The sequence below is a fragment of the Ruminiclostridium hungatei genome, assembly GCF_002051585.1.
In the GTDB taxonomy this organism is placed as follows: domain Bacteria; phylum Bacillota; class Clostridia; order Acetivibrionales; family DSM-1351; genus Ruminiclostridium; species Ruminiclostridium hungatei.
Map to the genome: position 1 here is coordinate 24,040 of NZ_MZGX01000034.1, position 18,801 is coordinate 42,840.

19 protein-coding genes and 1 tRNA gene are annotated in these 18,801 nt (G+C 43.4%); 4 read left to right on the forward strand and 16 right to left on the reverse strand.

The features are described from left to right. Nucleotides 1–168: 168 nt before the first annotated feature. The 11 genes from CLHUN_RS20035 to rbsK all read right to left on the reverse strand — a co-directional run bounded on the left by CLHUN_RS20035 (nt 169) and on the right by rbsK (nt 12,512). Entirely contained in the window at nt 169–972 is an 804-nt protein-coding gene (locus CLHUN_RS20035) for an ABC transporter ATP-binding protein (protein ID WP_080066472.1), read from the reverse strand. Beyond that, nucleotides 969–2,003: a FecCD family ABC transporter permease gene (locus CLHUN_RS20040; RefSeq protein WP_080066473.1), complete on the reverse strand. Its 1,035-nt coding sequence runs from the start codon at nt 2,001–2,003 to the stop codon at nt 969–971. Before CLHUN_RS20040 ends, CLHUN_RS20035 begins: the two co-directional genes overlap by 4 nt. Further along, a complete protein-coding gene (locus tag CLHUN_RS20045) occupies nt 2,000–2,998 on the reverse strand; it encodes a FecCD family ABC transporter permease (protein ID WP_080066474.1) in 999 nt (332 codons plus the stop codon). Before CLHUN_RS20045 ends, CLHUN_RS20040 begins: the two co-directional genes overlap by 4 nt. Continuing rightward, nucleotides 2,995–4,062 (reverse strand): ABC transporter substrate-binding protein, encoded by a 1,068-nt coding sequence (locus tag CLHUN_RS20050; RefSeq protein ID WP_080066475.1) that lies wholly within the window; start codon nt 4,060–4,062, stop codon nt 2,995–2,997. Before CLHUN_RS20050 ends, CLHUN_RS20045 begins: the two co-directional genes overlap by 4 nt. Before the next feature lie 248 nt (nt 4,063–4,310). Then, complete coding sequence (locus tag CLHUN_RS20055; protein ID WP_080066476.1) at nt 4,311–5,003, reverse strand: DUF4956 domain-containing protein; 693 nt, start codon at nt 5,001–5,003, stop codon at nt 4,311–4,313. Between the two features lie 96 nt (nt 5,004–5,099). After that, nucleotides 5,100–5,924: a polyphosphate polymerase domain-containing protein gene (locus tag CLHUN_RS20060; protein ID WP_080066477.1), complete on the reverse strand. Its 825-nt coding sequence runs from the start codon at nt 5,922–5,924 to the stop codon at nt 5,100–5,102. A 188-nt stretch (nt 5,925–6,112) separates the two neighbouring features. Further along, complete coding sequence (locus CLHUN_RS20065) at nt 6,113–8,116, reverse strand: carbohydrate-binding domain-containing protein (RefSeq protein WP_080066478.1); 2,004 nt, start codon at nt 8,114–8,116, stop codon at nt 6,113–6,115. Between the two features lie 199 nt (nt 8,117–8,315). After that, on the reverse strand, nt 8,316–9,221 hold the full coding sequence (locus CLHUN_RS20070) for a metallophosphoesterase family protein (protein ID WP_080066479.1): 906 nt from the start codon (nt 9,219–9,221) through the stop codon (nt 8,316–8,318). Between the two features lie 11 nt (nt 9,222–9,232). Further along, nucleotides 9,233–10,276 (reverse strand): DUF4474 domain-containing protein, encoded by a 1,044-nt coding sequence (locus CLHUN_RS20075; RefSeq protein ID WP_080066480.1) that lies wholly within the window; start codon nt 10,274–10,276, stop codon nt 9,233–9,235. Between the two features lie 95 nt (nt 10,277–10,371). Continuing rightward, nucleotides 10,372–11,451 (reverse strand): diguanylate cyclase, encoded by a 1,080-nt coding sequence (locus CLHUN_RS20080; protein WP_080066481.1) that lies wholly within the window; start codon nt 11,449–11,451, stop codon nt 10,372–10,374. A 131-nt stretch (nt 11,452–11,582) separates the two neighbouring features. Further along, a complete protein-coding gene (gene rbsK, locus CLHUN_RS20085; RefSeq protein WP_080066482.1) occupies nt 11,583–12,512 on the reverse strand; it encodes a ribokinase in 930 nt (309 codons plus the stop codon). Between the two features lie 166 nt (nt 12,513–12,678). On the opposite strand from rbsK, the gene CLHUN_RS20090 reads away from it, so the two are divergent. Next, nucleotides 12,679–13,212, forward strand: coding sequence for a CDP-alcohol phosphatidyltransferase family protein (locus CLHUN_RS20090; RefSeq protein ID WP_242656577.1), 534 nt, complete (start codon nt 12,679–12,681; stop codon nt 13,210–13,212). A 60-nt stretch (nt 13,213–13,272) separates the two neighbouring features. On the opposite strand, the gene CLHUN_RS20095 is transcribed toward CLHUN_RS20090, so the two are convergent. From CLHUN_RS20095 to CLHUN_RS21915, 4 genes are all read right to left on the reverse strand, one after another. After that, entirely contained in the window at nt 13,273–14,769 is a 1,497-nt protein-coding gene (locus CLHUN_RS20095) for a stalk domain-containing protein (protein ID WP_080066483.1), read from the reverse strand. A gap of 131 nt (nt 14,770–14,900) precedes the next feature. Continuing rightward, nucleotides 14,901–15,320, reverse strand: a complete 420-nt coding sequence (locus CLHUN_RS20100; RefSeq protein WP_080066484.1) for a carbohydrate-binding protein — start codon at nt 15,318–15,320, stop codon at nt 14,901–14,903. Between the two features lie 257 nt (nt 15,321–15,577). Next, nucleotides 15,578–15,982: an SMI1/KNR4 family protein gene (locus CLHUN_RS20105; protein WP_080066485.1), complete on the reverse strand. Its 405-nt coding sequence runs from the start codon at nt 15,980–15,982 to the stop codon at nt 15,578–15,580. 31 nt (nt 15,983–16,013) lie between these two features. Next, nucleotides 16,014–16,280: a hypothetical protein gene (locus CLHUN_RS21915; protein ID WP_133051125.1), complete on the reverse strand. Its 267-nt coding sequence runs from the start codon at nt 16,278–16,280 to the stop codon at nt 16,014–16,016. Nucleotides 16,281–17,291: 1,011 nt separating this feature from the next. Between CLHUN_RS21915 and CLHUN_RS20110 the strand changes: the two genes are divergently transcribed. Further along, on the forward strand, nt 17,292–17,591 hold the full coding sequence (locus tag CLHUN_RS20110) for a CD3324 family protein (RefSeq protein WP_080066486.1): 300 nt from the start codon (nt 17,292–17,294) through the stop codon (nt 17,589–17,591). Between the two features lie 116 nt (nt 17,592–17,707). Next, entirely contained in the window at nt 17,708–17,893 is a 186-nt protein-coding gene (locus CLHUN_RS20115) for a hypothetical protein (RefSeq protein WP_080066487.1), read from the forward strand. Nucleotides 17,894–17,982: 89 nt separating this feature from the next. Here CLHUN_RS20115 and CLHUN_RS20120 read toward each other — a convergent pair. Continuing rightward, nucleotides 17,983–18,058, reverse strand: a tRNA-Lys gene (locus CLHUN_RS20120). Between the two features lie 302 nt (nt 18,059–18,360). Between CLHUN_RS20120 and CLHUN_RS20125 the strand changes: the two genes are divergently transcribed. After that, nucleotides 18,361–18,789 (forward strand): hypothetical protein, encoded by a 429-nt coding sequence (locus CLHUN_RS20125; protein ID WP_080066488.1) that lies wholly within the window; start codon nt 18,361–18,363, stop codon nt 18,787–18,789. Nucleotides 18,790–18,801 lie beyond the last annotated feature (12 nt).

Here is an 18,801-nt window from a genome sequence, read left to right on the forward strand (position 1 = left end):
ACGTATCAGATGGTGTTTAAAAGCACCTCACAGCTATTTTTTCATTTTATAAAAATAATATTCCTATGAGCAGTCGGAAGATTCTATACACACTTAAATTTTCTCATATAGTTTTGTAAAATGCCAGAATTATAGGAGGCAGATTTGCTTAAATAATAAAGGACCTGTTCAGCGGCTTGCATGGTGTCTTCCCTTTGGCACTATAAGAGGGGAGGCAGACACGGGATCACAGATAACCTTGCAGTCAAGGTCAAAGACCTGCTTTATCAAATCCTCTGAAATGATATGGGAAGGTTCACCTTCGGCCACGAGTCTCCCTTTGCGGAGGGCAAATAAATAATCTGCATATCGTGCGGATAAATTAATGTCATGCAGTACCATGACGATGGTTGTGCCTCTGCTTCTGTTCAGGTCTGTCAGCAAATCAAGTATTTCAACCTGATAGCTGATATCCAGGAAGGTTGTAGGCTCATCCAGAAGCAGAATGTCCGTCTGCTGGGCCAGAGCCATGGCAATCCACACACGCTGGCGCTGTCCGCCGGATAGTTCGTCTACACTGCGATTGGCCAGGTCTGCAATACCCATGATTTTCAAGGCATCTTCAACTGCTTCATAATCTTTTTTGCCAAGTCCCTTAAAAAAGGATTGATAAGGAAACCTTCCACGCCCCACCAAGTCCGCAACGCTGATGCCTTCAGGAGCAATTGGTGATTGAGGAAGCAGGCCGAGAACTCTTGCCAATTGCTTTGGGGATATGTCGTTGATATTTTTATCATCAAGGAGAATTTCACCTGAGACCGGCTTGATCAGCCGGCAAAGTGTCTTGAGCAAGGTGGACTTGCCGCACGCATTGGCGCCTATAATCACGCTGATTTTATTATTTGGAACAGTGATATTGATACCGTCAATAATGATTTTTTTATCATAGCCGGCAACAATATTACCGGCTTTCAATAAATGCTTGGATTTCATGCTGATCCTCCTGTTCGATTCATGCGTATGAGTAGGTACAATAAATATGGTGCTCCCAGGATGCCGGTAATAATTCCCACCGGAAATCGGGTGTCAAAAGCAAACTGACCGATTAAATCCGCTCCCAGTACCAGTATGGAGCCTATCAGGCCTGAAGGCAATTCATTTGGTGCACCTATACCCACAAGCCTGGCCGCAATCGGACCGGCAAGAAAAGCTACAAAGGAAACAGGTCCTGTAACTGCAGTTGCAAATGCAATTAAAAATACCGCACTTAAAATCAGCAAAAGACGGGTTAAATCGGTCCTGACGCCAAGTGTAACAGCAGACTGCTCGCCCAGCTCCAGGATTTTGAGATGTCTTCCAAGCAAGAATATCACAAGGCCAAAGGCGGCGACGACTATGAAGAGCAGAGGTATCCTGGACAGCCGCACACCGTTCAGGCTGCCGCTAAGCCATATAAGCGCACCCGGTACATCATATTGAGAGGCTCTCAGCAGCAGGTAGGAGATAACTGCGTTCAGCATGGCCTGTACTCCAATGCCGATAAGAATCAGCTTGCCCCCTGAAAAGCTGCCTCCTCTGGAAAGTGCATAAATAAGTGCTGCCACTGTGATTCCGGCAATGACGGCGGCAATTGAAACAAAAGTGCCGCTCAATTTCAGCACAAGTATGCAAAAAACCGCCGCAGCACTTGAACCGGAAGATATGCCGATGATATCCGGGCTGGCCAAAGGATTGCGGAGCATTGTCTGAAAAGTACTGCCGGCTATACCGAAGGCCATTCCCACCAGAAGACCTGAAAGCATTCTGGGCAGTCTGAGAGTACCCACTGCAAAAGTGGCACCTTGTATCTGTTCGCCAAGCAGGACCTTCAAAACGATTTCAGGAGAATATATGGTATTTCCAAGTAAAAGGGCCGTAACGCAAAGTGTAAAGGTCAATATGCCCAGAATAACGGTCACACTGACCCAGCGCAATTTTCTCTGGCGGTAGCCGGCTGTAATTGTATCTGAATTATTTATTGTCATAATGTACGCACCTTTGCTCTCATGGCAATGATAATAAGTATCGGAGCACCCAGGAAAGAAGTGACAATCCCTGACTCAAGCTCACCAGGGCTGCTGATGAGTCTTCCCAGAACATCGGATATGGTTAGAAGAATAGCTCCGCCCATGGCAGACATGGGGATGATCAATCTGAGATTAGGGCCGCAGAGCATCCGCATCATATGAGGAACCATTAAGCCGATAAAGCCGATAGGTCCTGCGAGGGCTGTTGTTGCTCCGCATAAAAGGATGCCGGACAGCGCCCCGAACAATCGGACGGTTCCCGTACGGATGCCCAGGCCTGTTGCAACGTCGTCACCCAGAGCAAGAGCGTCCAGGGCGGGGCTGACCAACAAACCAATAAGCAGTCCGGCTATCAGAAAAGGAAGCACTGTGTATATGCCTTCCCAGGTGGCCCCGCTGATGCTTCCCACCTGCCAGAAGCGAAAAATGTTCATTACCTCTGTACGGGGAAGGATTATTGCACTGACAACGGAAGATAAGGCTGCACTGGTTGCTGCACCTGCCAAAGCAAGCTTTATGGGGGTGGCACCGCCATAGCCCAAAGACCCGATTCCATAAACAAACAGGGAGGTAACCGTGGCACCTGTTAATGCAAGCCATATATACTGGTTTAACGATCCGATATGAAAGAGGGATATGCCGCTGACCACAAATAAGGAGGCGCCGGTATTGACACCCAGGATGCTGGGGTCTGCAATGGGATTGCGTGTGATTGCCTGCATGAGAGCGCCGGATACCCCAAGCGCTGCTCCTGCCATAATACCAAAAACAGTTCTTGGGATACGCTCATGAACTACAATATCAATTAAAGCGGTTTTTTTAGCATTTATCAAAATATCTATTATGTCAGGAATATTCACATATCGTACTCCAAAGGCAAGAGAAGCCAAAATGCACATAAAAAGAACAATCATACTGCTAACCACTAGGGCAATTACTTTGGAGTATTTCATTTCACTTTATCCGCTGCCTCTCCAATAATACGAAGATAATCATCAAGGGTTGCCGGAATGGAAAGTGAGCTTGGTGTCCCGGAGGCCGCCAGAGGAGTACCATCTTCAATTACCACTACAGAGCCTCTCTTGACAGCCGGAATGGTTCCAACCAGAGCATCCGCCTGCATCGCACCGAGCAATTTGTCATTACCGTAGGTGATAATAATGTCAATGTCTTCAAGGATATCTACGTTCTCAGCGCTTATCTCCAAAGCGAAACTGGTGCTTTCAGATGCCAGTTTGGTCACACTTTCAGGAGCCTTCATGCCTAAGTCTGCCAGGTATGCGGCACGAGGATCGCTGGGCAGATATACATAAAACTTGCTTAAATCTGTGGGAGTGAAATAAAAAAAGGCGGCTGTTTTTCCGGCAATTTGCGGATACTTGTCGGTTCTTTCCTCTATTAGGGTTTCTAATTTGCCGACCAACGCTTCACCTTCAGCTTTCATACCCATACCGGCTGCGTCAAGCACTATCTGGTCACGCCAGAGGGTTTGCCAGGGCTGGGTTGGATATGCCACAACAGGTGCTATTTCACTTAATAAATTATATTCTTCCTGTGTTATGCCTGAATAGGCCGCTAGAATCACATCGGGCCGGACATCGCTGACAGCTTCGAAGTTCAGGCCGGCAACATCGTCAAACAGAACAGGAGCAGTCACTCCCAATTCTTTAAACTTTTCCAGGGTCCAGGGCAGAAGACCGCTGTTATCCGTAACACCATAATTTGCCTTGGAGATTCCCACAGGGACTACGCCCAGAGCCAAGGGCAGGTCCTGGTTGCCCCATGAGATGGTAGCAATACGTTGGGGTTTGCTTTTTATAACCGTCTCTCCAAAAGCATGTTTTATTGTAAGCGGATAGGCAGCTTCAGCAACAGCGGCAGTTTGTCCTCCCGCCGAAGATGTTTGAGAAGCGGAGGTATCAGCGGCATCTGAGGAATTTGATGCTGTACAACCTGATAAGGCAAGTGAGAATGTGATTACAGTTGCAAAAATTAATTGGAGTGTTTTAAATTTCATAATGGTTCCTTTCTTATCCGGGTATGTAGGTAGTATATATACATTTGAGTTAGCATATGCTAACTCGCTAAATGAATATTACAATCATTATCAATTAAAGTCAAGAGATTTCTATAAAATTTAAAAATTATTAATAGTAAGTCCGGTGTGGAATTTCAGCTTCAGTTACGTATAAAGCCTGCGTCAGGGGACTGCCTCCGGCAGCCTCTTAACGCAGGCTTTATACCACTGGATTAATTCACAGTGCACTATATGGCAACTCTGTCTTCATATTCCTTTAAGGTAAGTGATACATTCAGATTTCCATTTCTGCATCTCAGTTCATCTATAAATTGCTTCTGCTCGTTGGGATTTCTCATATTAATGATATATGCAACCTCAAAAATAGTTCCAAAGTCCGCAGTCTTAACCCTTTTCAGGCTCCAGGAGGTGGTATAGCGCTCCAGGATATCGTCAAACAGGCCCATATAATTCAGGTCCTCCGGAATAATTATCTTAAGCTGCATTACTGAGCTCTGAGGCCTTGCAAAGTGTGAAAAATGCAGTATTACCATGACGAGACAGAGAACAACGACAAAAATGACTCCATATACCAGATAGCCCATTCCGCATGCCAAACCTACAGCCATGGAAAAGAACACATATGCTATATCCTTCGGGTCTCCCGGGGCGCTTCTGAAGCGGATAAGGCTGAAGGCACCCGCCAGACTGAAGGCACGGGCAACATTATTTCCTATGAGCATTATAATTATTGAAATTATGGCGGGAAGCATAATCAGGGTGACGGTAAAGCCGGCAGAGTACCCCTCCGCCCTGTGAGTTGCGATATACACGAGGCTGACCACCAGGCCCAGTAAAAGTGACAAGCCCAGGGCAAGCAGAACACCCTGAAGGGTGAGGGTATCACCGGAAGCTGTAACAGTAAAAATAGAATCTAACATTTTTTATTTTCTCTCCTTTGTCTTACATTTTTGTAGATAAATATCTTAAAGTAATATTTTACAGTATCAATAAAAGCAATACGGATTAGACTGCAATCAGCCGCTTACTGCCGACTTCTGATTACCGGCCGTCTGACGGAGCCTTGCAGGAACTCCTGCAGGGATTTCCTCCTCATCAGGTGAGAAGGCATCGGAATTTTCCGCAATGGTTTCAAGATAGTAGCGCTTGTACTCAGTACCATATTTTGAAAAGCTGGTCTTATAGATTTTGAGCTCTGACAAAAGCCTTGCAAGCCATATGGGGGTGGCACGGGATATTTTTACTTCCATGAGATACTGGTCGCCGCCCAGCAACTGCTTGCCAAAGCTACCATTTTCCATGTGAAGCTCTTCTCTGCGAGTGACAATGTTGCTGTCAAAGGTTATGCGGAAATCCTTGTCGTCTTTTCCGAAAAAGGCCATTCTGGTATAGCTGATATAGGCTGCCGGTGAGACGCTGTTCTTGCTGAGGAAATACTCCAATTCGTCAATTACCTGACGGCCCATATAGCTCTTGGAGGAGGGTTTGATTCCTTTTTCAATAAAGTTATAGGCCTCCAGCAGGGTCATGGCAGCCCTCCTTTTATGCACGATGCCCAAGGTCTTCTTTTTTAATTCCAGATAAACTTTCGAGTTTAAATCAGTAGAGGGTGAATAGCTCCTCAGACGCAGTTTTTCCTTATAGAGAGGCTTTGAAAGAGACGTCCTGATTAAATTGCTGTCCACAGTATCATAATAAATATTATAGATACTATAATTCCGACCGCCCTTACAGTACTCATCGGGATTCATATATTCCTCAATTCTGGGTAGAAGCGCGTTTAGCTGCTGGATGGATATAAGAAACTTCATTTCATACCGTTTAAAAGTTGTAATGGCCATAATTAACCTCCTGTTCCCGCCGGGCAGGCACACTTCACTGTATGCCCGCTGGACGGGATTTAACATTTTTATTAATATTTTACATTTATTTAATATTCTCTTAATATAGCTGTGGTTTAATAATACTAGATAAAGATTAGGCTGGTATCTACGGGAAAGCCGAAAATTTCCCCCGAAGTCCGGGGCTGCTAATTGTTGCGTCTGCCCGGGAAACCCTGTCCTCCGCCGGGGCCACCTCCGGGGCCGCTGCGGCCTACGGTTCCTATGGTTGTCAGGAGGCCCGTAACCGTGAAGCTTTCATACTTGGTGCCTCCGCTGAAAGTTCCGCCTTCGCTCAGGCCGTTTTTTTCAGAACCGCTGGAACTGCCTCCGTAGTAAATATCATAGGTTGTACCCTTTTTTAGTTCCGGCGAATTGACTACAATAGTCTGGAAGCCTTTTGCCGGCTTGAAGGTCAGCAGCTCCTTGCCATCACCTGAGGTGATATTTATTATTGTGCCTGCCGGCATTACCTGATCGAAGGAAATCATGGCGGAATTTTGTGTGGAGCTTGTGTCGGGAGCCTGTGCCATACCGGAACTTCCTGCAGCTATCAGGAACCCGCCGGTCATTTTAAAGGCGCCGTCATAGTCAAGAGCACCGTTATTGTTTCCTGTGGGGCCATTGACTACTACCGTACCATTTGTTATATATATTGAGCCGTTAGCATCAAGTCCGTCACCCTGAGAGTCAACATACACATACCCTCCGTTTATTTGAAGGGAATCGCTGCCGGAGGTGTTAAAACTATTCTGTCCTGCACGACCGCCTGTTGAAGAACTGTCTGCTCCGCCGGAGACATTTATTCCGTCATCGCTTGAGCTTACCGTTATATTTCCGTTATTAATGATTATATTTGCACTTTCAATGCCTTCATAAGCCTTTAATACATTGGTGTCGCCATTATTTATATAAATGGCCGCATCTGCATGAATGCCGTCGTCACCCGAAGAGACGGAAACAGTACCCCCGTTGATGCAAATAATGTTGTTTGAATGAATGGAATCATCCGCAGAGTCAATTTCCAGGGTGCCGCTTTCAATGGTTATACTGTCTGCTGCCTTAAGGCCTTTTTTGCTTTCAGATTCAGTAGCCGTGGAGTCTCCGGAGACACCCGTATCGGCAGGAGCACGGGTGGTGCTGTCCGCTTCGGCTGTATCTGAAGGCACGAAATCAAAGCCCCTGCCCGGGCCTCCCATACCGGGCTGCTCGTCTGCTTTTGTTTCACCGTTGGTATAGCCTCCTCCGGAGGTAATATTGATAGCCGCTGTTTTGATTAGTATATCAGTTTCAGCTTGAATACCGTCCTCCAGAGCAATAATGTTTATAGAACCGCCTTCAATTAAAACAAAGCCTTTTTTTGCATCCTCATCATTGTTGGACTTTATACCGTCTTCTTTTGCATTAATATTTACTATCCCATCCTTGATAGCAACAAAATCTCTCCCTTTCATGCCGTCACCTGTTGAATTTAAAGTAATGTTGCCGCTCATGATTTTTAACTCATCCTTACTTGTAATAGCATTTTTGTAATTTGCGTTTATAGTCAGCGAACCCGTTCCGTTTATGGTTAAGTCTGATTTTGAAAAAATTGCCGAATCAGGTTCGTCAGCCTCTTTATTATCAAAGACATAGTTCTTGCCGTCAGTAATATTGTTTTTTGTACCTTCAGGCAATATGAGCACTGCTTTTTTGGCGCTGGTTATACAAATTGGTGCACTTTCCGTACTGGTTATATCCGCGCCGTTTAAAACTAGCCTTACAGGCTGGTCATCCTTGGTATCCACAATTATGCGTCCATTGTTTATGGTTCCGCTTATAATATACGTGCCTGCTGAAGTAATTGTGACAATGTTTTTGCTGATTACAATTCCTTCTCCCTGACCGTTTATGGTATCAGAGGAAAAGGTTATTTTTGTCGAACTCTCACTGTCCCAGCCGGTATCCACATCTGTGGAGTCGTATTTAACCGATATATCGGTTTGTGGTGTTGGGGTTGACCCGGATTTCGCTTTTGAGGAAGTCGTAATGGCAGTATTATTACTGCTGGCGATATTTGTAGTTTGAAGTGTACAAGCTGTCAATAATGAAATACTTAAAAATATAGTTAGTATGGCTGAAGTAAATTTGTACTTTAGTTTTTTGTTATGCAATTGTGTCCCCTCCTTTTTATTTTACAAATGTTATTTTAAAATTCCAATGTGATGATTGTATGAATTAATGCTGATACTTTAGTAAATAATTGACAAAAAAAGGATTTAATTTAATTCATAACTAAAAAAGTTAAAAATTAACAAATCCTTTTTTAAAAGTGTCTTAATTTTTGCGGACCGGTAATAGAAAAATATTGAATTAAAGTTTGTTCAGCCAGTCAAAATAGTCCTGGAGCCTGTTGGGACCACCCAATATATCTCTGGCAATGTACAGGGTACCATCATTTTTGACTTTTTCGCTCCATTTGACAAGACATATGGTACCGTTGGAAATCTCGATTGCAGTAATTGCATGAGGATGTATGCAGCAACCGTCGTTAAAATACGGAATCTGCCCGACTTCCGGAAAGGAGGGCCTGTGGTTGTGTCCTGCAATAAGCAGATGCTTTTCCTTGACCACCCACTGGGACAGCTTTTTTGCAATTGAGATTTTCTTTTTATAGTTCTTGGCTGCGCTGGTGGGGTCGTTGACGCCAAAGGTCTCCAGGGGCTTCCATACATATCTTACAAGGAATTTACTCAGCCTCCACAGGGTGCTGCTCATGGTATCCACCTGATGGCCATGGATCAGCAGTATTTTGTCATCTGAATCGGTATGCCTTAAAATAAGTCCTTCGTGCACTTTCACATCGCTGAAGATAGAGGGGTCCTCCTGCTCACGTTCCTCATGGTAGCGCTGGATATTTTTGTCCACGTATTTGTAATTTCTTTTTTCCATATCGTGGTTTCCATACATTAAATACAGCCTTTTGTCGTCATGAAACTTGGACATGAGGCTGAAGACCTCCTTATGAATCTGAATAATATCCGAAAGACGCTTGTTTTCCCATAGCTCGTCGCCGTCACCCAATTCAATATAGGTAAAATTACGGTAATAGTACTGGGTCAGTGCAGAGTAAAAAATATTTCTGTTATTGATAAAATTATCTGAACGGCTTCCGTCACCTCTATGGCAGTCACTCATCAATACAAGATTGGAGGAGTCGTTAAAAGGTATTGTGTCAGATTTATTATACACTCGAGTAACCTTTTCCAGCTTATTCATTTTTCCTCACCTCACTTAAGGAGCTGGCTATCGTCAATATCAAAATTCAAGTAATTTTTAATTTTGTCAAACATGCTAAAAATTGAAGCGGTTTTTCCTATCTTGAACATTTCGGCATATAGCTCCGGAGACCCTTCCTTGACTGCATTCATTTTATCTTTCATACTGGTAAAGCCATTTGTAAGTGTCTGATATACGTCACAATTCCTTTTGAGCTGTGCCAGCATAAGCTTATCCGTGGCTGCGGACCTTGTGTAGGGCTGTCTTGTATGTGGCTTGTCGTAATGAATTGCCACGGTTGTTTTTCTGACCTCGAACTCCTCTTCGGTGTAGCCGGCCTTTAGCAGGCTCTTTAAAAAGGCATCTCTCATGCCCCTGCTTTTAAAGGAGATATAAACATCCATGGAAAGCTCCGAGGGCTCGGAATATTCACCCAGCTTAAAGGCTGTAAGCCACCAGTGTTTAGCCTTTCTGGTTATAAGCTTTTCTCCGTTCTTATAAAGGACAAAGGCCATATATAACCTGTCTCGATTACTGGCGCAGTAGTAGAAGGTACCGTCGAAAACCCCCGGAATATTCAAATCAGGCCAGGTACTGGAATAGACGCCTATTTCGCAGCCGGTGGTCATGCCGTATTGACCCTTCCAGAACTCAATAAGCCAACGTCTTCCGCCATATGAAAAGCGTATGGGCTCACTGTCAATAATCATGCCGAGAGGAGCGGCAGCTTCATCATAAAGCCTGCAGTAGCCCATGCTTCTCTGCCAGGCATACATCGTAGAAAAAAAGATATCATTTTTGGGACTATAGGCATAACCGGCAGTACCAATAAGTTCATCTATGGTACCGCCAGCGTCATCATCTCTTTCCTGGGTATAGTCTTTCCGGGCAGCCAGGTAATACCTTCTGGCTGCCAACTTGTAGGAAAGCCAGGAGGATATATGTTCATAGAAAATAGGACCTGCCAGGGCCGCTACAAAAATTGCAATCAGGAAAATTGAGAACCAAAGATTAAAGCTTACAATATCATTGGTTAGCAGTGGAATAATTAACATAATAACTCACCCCGAATATACTGTTTATACATAATATTCAAATTTAGAGAGTTATGTTAAAGTTGTTAAGAAGTTTTATATTTATTGGAGGGAGACTATTCTATGGATACCACCCGGTTGCGGCCTGAACGCTTGGCTGTGTAAAGAGCCTCGTCGGCTTTTTCCTTCAGGACATTCAGGTCTGATACCTTATCAGGGTAGGAGGCAATGCCTATGGAAATGGTTATATTGATTTTAGTGCCGTCCGACAGGAGGAAAGGGGTGTCCTGAACCATTGAACGCAGCCGCTCCGCAATGTCTGCAGCCAGAGTGTACTCGCAGTCGGGCAGTATGACGGAAAATTCTTCTCCGCCGTTTCTGGAGATAATGTCCATTTCCCTGCAGTTTTGGCGCAAAATATCTCCCAGGGTCCTTAAAACATTATCTCCTTCCTTGTGGCCATACGTGTCATTAACCTTCTTAAAAAAGTCTATATCCAGAAAAAACAGTGAGATTTTCTTTTGCGAAATTTCCGCCGCACCTATCACATTGTTATAAACAGCATCAAATTGACGTACATTATTGAGGCCGGTAAGAAAATCTCTGTTAGCCTCCTGCTTATACCGTATGAATGCAAAGGTATAGGCTTCCAGATACCCGACATAGTGGTAAAGTGCAAAAGCCACCAGACTGGATACCGAACAGAACAGAAATATGATTAAAACCCTGTACATGGGGTCGGTTATAAATATTGCATAAGCAATACTTACAAAAGCCTCGGATAAAAGCAGGCCGTAAATCCATTTTTTATGTAAAGGTTTTTGTTTGCGAAATAGAGGATAGGTTAAAACAGGCAATAGCAGAATAGATATTGAAGCGAAGATTGCAGCCTCGGAGAAGCCAAAGCGCAACAAGCGGAATACTGCTATTATAAGGCTGGAAAAAATCCCTGGTATAAAACCGCCATATATGGAAGCAATCAAAATGGGTAAAATACGCAAATCAATAATAAGGTTGTTTGTTATCTTAACAGAGAACTCAACCAGTATTATTCCCATGATGCCGAAAATAAAGCCTGCCTTGAATTTCAACTGCATGGGGAGCTTATGGTTCAGGCCGGTGCTGCCGAAAATTTGATAACACATGCTTAGAAATGCAATAAGCATGCCAGCATTTATGACAAAATCCCTAAACATTTTCCCTCCATAAACATTTTTCTACAATTGTTATTTTATTTTACCACCTAATTAGCCGGTATAACATGGAAAATGGAAATGTTATAAAAAAATTCAGGGTTCCATATGGCGTAGGGCTGGATTTAGCACCTTCAGAGCTTATTTTTCATCTTCTCCTCAAGGGCGGCAATCTGGGAAGGTGTGGGGAGAGAGGCTTGAGCACCTTTTCTGGTGACGGTCAGCGCACCCGCAATATTTCCGAACTCTACAGCCTCAGCTATGTTTTTTCCCCTGGACAAGGCCAATGCAACGGCTGCTGAAAAGCAATCCCCTGCCGCGGTGGTATCTACAACCTCAACTTCGGGAGCGGGCCTGTGAAATATTTTGCCGGCATTGCCATAAACCGCCCCGCTGCCGCCCAAGGTTATTATGGGGTGGGTTATGCCTTTTGAGGCTAAAAATACTGCTGCATCTTTTGCAGCTCCAATAGAATCAGCCTTCATTCCTGTGAGGGTTTCACATTCTGATTCGTTGGGGGTAAATATATCAATCCGGGAAAGCAGCACATCCGGCAGTTCTCTTGCCGGAGCAGGGTTTAGCAGTACTATTGCGCCATGCTTTTTTGCAAGGTCCACAGCTCTTTCCACTGCAGGAAGAGGTATTTCAAGCTGAATTACCACCACGTCACTTCTTTTAATTTCTTCTTCTGCGCTGTCTATCATTTCCGGTGTAAGCATGAAATTGGCGCCGGGATCGACTATGATGCTGTTATCGCCGTCCTTGACCATTATCATGGCTACTCCGGACGACACCGAAGGGATTACCTTAACATGTTCAATGTCCACATGATTAACAGCCAGGTTGGACAAAAGGCTATTGCCGAAAATATCGTCTCCTGTACAGCCAATCATTGAAACATTGCCTCCAAGTCTGGCGGCGGCAACTGCCTGGTTTGCACCCTTGCCGCCCGGGGTGGTCATAAAGCCGCTGCCCAGGATGGTTTCACCCAATACAGGCAGCCTTGGGGTTGTTACCACCATATCAATATTAAGGCTGCCTACTACAGTTATTCTATTAGCCATAAATCCTCCATCGTCAATTAACGTATACAAGCTTATTATGAGACGGTTTATAATGGGTGTCAATCACTTGACAATAACGGCAGCATGGATTAGCATATACTGGTGAAAGCCTGTATTGTACTGTGTTACGGGCAGTTATCAATGAATTGGAAAGGATTGATTAAATTTGATAAGACAAATACCAAATATTTTATCCTTTGCAAGAATAGTCCTTTCCATAGCCTTGCTTACGGTTCAGCCTCTTGGAAATGTATTTTACCTTATATATGTCATCTGCGGAGCAAGTGATATCCTGGACGGGTATATGGCACGGAGAATGGGAACAGGAAGCAAGGCCGGTGCAAGGCTGGACACTGTTGCGGATATAATAATGGCCGGGATTTTGTTTGTCAGATTATACCCATTTTTGAAGCTGCCGACCGCCATAATCGGCTGGATTTTATCCATAGGGGCAATACGCATTGCATCCATAATTGCCGTGGCGCTGAAACATAAAACCTTTGCCATGCTTCATACTTATTCCAATAAGTTTGCAGGAATGCTTCTGTTCCTTATTCCATTCTTTCTTGACTTCCCCACGAATATTTGGATGTATGCAGTATGCGGCGCAGCAAGCCTGTCTGCCATTGAAGAGCTTTTGATACAACTGGGCTCAGCAAAGCTTGAGCCTGACAGGAAAAGCATATTCCACAGGCTCTAGTGGTCTGTAACATCTAAATTCATACATTGCCGGCGGTTAAATTTCTCCAGGACGAAATATTCAGCCTGAAGCCTTTTTGACTGCGGCCGCATGCTCCTGAATATATGAGGCTGAGGTTGTTGCGCTGTGGGAGGTACTGTTTTTCATATACAGGTCAAAATGTCCTGAGACGGCATTATCCACTGTATCTGCGCCGTGAGGCATACCTGACAGTGAGGCTGCAAGATTCATGCCGTTAATATATATTACTACCGGTCTCGGCGACCATTTCCAGGAGCCGAAAAGACTTTTCATGGCGGCTGTGTCCGAAGCGGTGAGGGGCTCAATATCTATATGATTATAGCCGCCCAGCATTTTGCCCCGGAACTGCTTCCCTGTTTCCACATCCACAACCGTAAAGGTGGAATTTCTCTTAACCAGGTATTGTCCCTCCAGCACCCAGTCCACGGCAGTGCCGTGCCGTGCGGGAGAAGTGTCCTGTCCGGGGCTTACGGTGTTGGCCCTGGGAGCATACCCTGATATGGCAATTTTATCACCTGCTTCAAACCATTCTTCTGAGGACATATAGTTATATTTTAAAATATCCTGAGCCGGCCTTCCAAACTTTTTTGAAATAGATGCAGCCGTGTCACCAGGCTGAACGATATAAGTAGTATCAGGCCACTTGGTTTTGGCTGCTGCGGTTGCGGGAGCGGGAGAGGAGGCCTTCGCCGGTGCAGGTGCCGCAACCGAAGGTGAAGGTGGCGTGGAAGAGGCAGTTCCCGCGTTGGGTATTGTAAGCTTCTGTCCGGGGTATATAGTATCGGAGGCAAGCTTGTTGGCGTGTTTAATCGAGTCCACGGATTGTCCTGTCTTGCTGGAAATTTTCCACAACGAATCCCCGGAGGAAACAGTGTATATATTTGCACCGGCAGACACATCAACCGTTTTTGCAGAACTGTCAAGAGTTACCTTGTACCCCAGGTTTTCAGCAATGAACCTTAAGGGGGCATAAGTAGTTCCTCCAATGGAAAGGGAGGCGGGCATCGCCTTTTGAACTCCATTGACACGGGCAGACACAGAACCTCTCACAAAGGCAATACTGCTTCCGTTTCCTTCAATTCCCACGGTTTTGGACTCTCCATTCCACCAGACCTTTGCACCCAGAGCCTTACCGAACTCACTTACGGGAACGTAGGTTATATTGTTGTATATCAAAGGCTTGTCTTGAAAGGTCATTGTTTTTCCATTTATGGATACGTTTACGTTATAATTGTATGCACTCTGGGTCTGTGCAGTTTTTCCCGAGGGTTCAGCGGCCTGAGCCGAAATGGGCAGCCCCAGCATAAAGGAAGAGAGGAGTACTGTTCCAAGCATGAGCTTAACTGAATTTATCTTTTTATCAGGAAACTTCTTGCGTATGTCGTCTATGAGGTTTTGGGGCAGGCTCTCACCGGAGTCCTTGAGCTTGCCCAGCTCACCTGCGAATTCAACGTCCGTGGAGCCGGGCTCGAAATAAATTATAAGCTCGTAGCCATCCCCGTTTTCCACCAGCTTAAAGTTCTTGAGCAAATCCATAATCAGCTCTCCTCTCAATTAAAATAGTTTTTAAATTTATTTACACGGATTATTTTCTGCTATATGGAGAGAAATATTTATTGCGTACAAGGGATTTTTTAAAAAACAGGCGGCCCGAAGGCCACCTGCTTTTATTGGATGTAATAACTATAGTTTTTGCCTGAATTATTATCCCAGTTGTCTGAATTGTCTTTAAATGAAACGGATATCTGCCTGTTCTTTTGCAAGGGGATTGATAATTCATATCTTTTGGGACTGGTATTGCTCATATGGTATGTGGAAGTGTCGGCTCCGGCAGTGCCGTCCCTGGTACTGACCACTGCAAAAACTTCGCAGGCACCGCCCTTGGCCAACTGCCCGTCATAAGTGACCTTTAGTTGGTCGCCAAAGGTTGTGAAGGAAACACCACCGGAGTAATTTTCACCGGAAGCCTTGTCGGACAGCTCCACATTAAAGGTTTCACAACCGCACTCATTGCAGCCCGATGAAGTACAATCCGTATATACCAGAGCTTCATCACCATTGGATTGGTAATTTCCTGATTGGACCATATTATCTCCTATCTACGCGCATAGCGCGTACACAAATAGTAATGAAAGACACGTAGTGGCTTTCGCTGCGTGAAATCCACTTTGACTTGTCACATGTATCTTTCACGCTGGTACCCTCCCTGAAACTATATTTTTAACCCATTATAGTTTTCACAGTCAATGGGGGATTATTCCGGCAGAATATGGGAGAGTACTCTGGTGAAAATAACTTATCAAAACCTATTTTTAATCTATATAGGTAGAATATTGCACACAGCTTAGAGCTCATCATTATAGTACTTATCAATAGCTTCCTTTAAATCTTTTGCCTTTAATTTACGACTATCAGATTCATGTTCCCACATGTAAATTTGGTCTGACTGTATGTTACCATCAACTACATAATAACCAAAGTAATCCCCACATCCATTACCTGTTACAAATAAAATGCTATTTAGAGACTCATCCATCTTTCTTAAGTCAATATTAGTTTCAATTACATCTTTTGTTGAAAATACAAAATTTCTATCACCATTACATTCCAAAAGGAGATCTTTAAATTGCTTAGGCAGATGTAAATTGAATTTTGATTCAACTTCATTTATCTCAATTAGTGTAGCTGGTGGATTTGGAATTACAAATGGATTGACCTTTGAATAATTAAGTAATAAATTTTTCCACATGACTTTTACTTCTTGTTATGAGGAATATTTTTTATACTAACGACACCATATATAATATATTAATATGGTGTACTTCACGAGTGGACAAATCAATAGCTTGACCATCCCAATATGTATTTTGATACCAAGTTCTAAATGCTGACAATTGGGAGGAAGTTAGTGAAGAGATAGGACTGCTTACTTTTGTCCAATTAGTTGCCGTTGGTTCTGTTAATGATTTCATTGAGATAGGATCAGTATAAGTTGGGTACTCTTTTGCAGCAGCATTTAATAAAGAGATTCCTGAATTTTTGTCCATGGATGAACTGCTTCCATTTAATACTTGTGTGGTAGTCGTAGCTAATTGCCAAAACGCTGAACCGGCCGTGGTTGAGACGGTATCTGTGCTATAGGTAGTACCCATAACTATGTTTATATATGACTTTTGTGATTTAGTCACTGCGGAGGAAGTTCTTGAGGTATACTTCTTAATACTTAGGTCAACACTTACTTTCGTTGGAGCAGTCCCAGTATATGATAACCAGGTACATTCTGCCCATATTTCACATGTGGTATTATTTTTTAGTAATTGATATTGCAAATTGAGGACATTAGAGGCAGATGCTGCATTGATTGATACATCCCTATTACTGACGCTTTTTTCAACATTCGGTATAGAAATAGAGAAATCAGAAGAATCAATTATCTCTATGTCAAGTTATTAGTTGACTTGTGCAAAATTCTTACCCATAAAATGGAACAGAAGAAGCCTTAAATACTTTAAATAAGTCAATATTGGACTTTCCGCACTTGATAATGGTCAAATCCAAGGCGGTCTTCCAAATACCTGAAGCTTGTTTTTATTTGTTATATTTTTAAAGTGTTTTGACAAGATAGCTTATGTGTATTTGCTCAAGAATGCTTCATAATTGTTCTTGAGCTTGAACAGCAAAAATTTATATGATAACCTTGAAGGAGTTGTTTAATTAATGGAAAGGAATAAATCCATGAACTCATTGCAGTCCTATAATCGAAAAAGCTGCTCCGCGCAAAGACCACAGAAATCAATGTCGGCGATGCTTTGCTCGGAGCCTGAATCCCTGATGTAGCCGGTGCTGTGACTAGCTGTATACTTGCAGGCCTTTATTTCATCTATAAGGGTTTAATTAGTGTTATGGTTTTCAGCATCGTTTATTTATTGGAGATTGGGAATAAGGATTGTTTTATTGAAACAAGACCGCAGCAGGGATCACCTGAACTGCGGTTTTTTATTGGATAAAATTCAATAAGGTCTTTGCTTCAACCGTAAAAATTTGGGAGGAGCAGAGCTATGAAATATATTAAGGCACAGGACGTGCTGCCGGAAGAAATCATTGAGCTTATTCAGGAATATGTGGATGGTGAATTTATGTATATACCACGGAAAAACGGCGGGCACAAGGCATGGGGAGAAGCCAGCGGTACAAGGGAAAGCCTTCTGGAGAGGAATAGGAAGATATACCGTGACTACAGGTCAGGCACTTCAGTTCCGGATTTGACAAAGCTATATTATCTTTCCGAGCAAAGCATAAGAAGAATAATAAGTCAGGAAAAGCAGAAATGCTCAAATTCTTTACATAATCATTTGTGAAATTGCCATGTGGGACATGGCTGTGTTAAGGTTTTAGTGTAGCCGGTATCACTGATAAAAAGCGGTCTGGTGGGATTAATGGTTGGAATGAAAGTGTAGAGAGGGTGAAGACAGTAATGGCAACAAAACCGCATAGAGGTAAAACCATATGGAGATTACCATCCCATGGGAGGGGTACGTGTCCGGTATGCAAAACCACAAGGATAAAGGTTTTATATGACATAATCGCAGGAAATGGCGATAAAATAACGGTTTGCAAAAGGTGTCAGAATAAGAAGATAGCAGCGCCGGAAAAGCTTTAATTCTGAGTGGTGCAAATAAGGGCTTCCTTTTGGATGCCTTTTTATTTAACGAAAAACCCCCTGACAAATCCAGTGATTTGAGGGGGTCGTGGTGCGCCATCAGGGATTCGAACCCGGGACACCCTGATTAAGAGTCAGGTGCTCTACCAACTGAGCTAATGGCGCATATAAAAATTATGTAAATTAGCTGCCAGGTTATAGCAGCCTATTTATTATATAAAGTATTGGCAATTTAGTCAATAGTCAATTTTAAAAACATGAGTTTTTTTAAAATATATAGGTTTATATCATATAAACTCATAATCCCGGGATAGCCCACTAACCTACGGCCTGATGAATTAGAGGTATTCAAGAGAAGACTGAGCAAGAAACGTATATTTGCATTATTTTACAATTTATGGTAATATAAAAATAATTGCAGTCTCGTGCTTATAAATCAAAAATTATTACTAAGGAGGGTTTCAAGTATGCGTATCCGAAAAAATCTGATAGTTGTACTTATGGTATCAATGCTGCTGGTGCTCATGAGTCAGAATTGTTTTGCAGCGGGCAGTGCAGCCGTGGATAACGGGTCTGGTGCAATAAGCATCACTGGTCCCGGAGACAAGATAGTGATAACCAATCCTGAAATTGTGCCCGGACGGGTTATAGTTGCAATAAAGCTTGGTTATGAGAACGAAATCTTAAATGATAAAACCCTGGCGGAACTGGGCGTGGTTTCTTATGTAAATCTATACCGCAATCCGGAACAGATAGAAAATTTTTTAGGACACTCAACTTGGCTTTTAAAGCTTAAGGATAACTCTGTAAAGGGCGTATCTGTTGCCATAACCAAGCTGAAAAAATACTCCTGTGTTGTATATGCCGAACCAGACTACATCGCCCATATAAATTAACCGGCTGAGGGG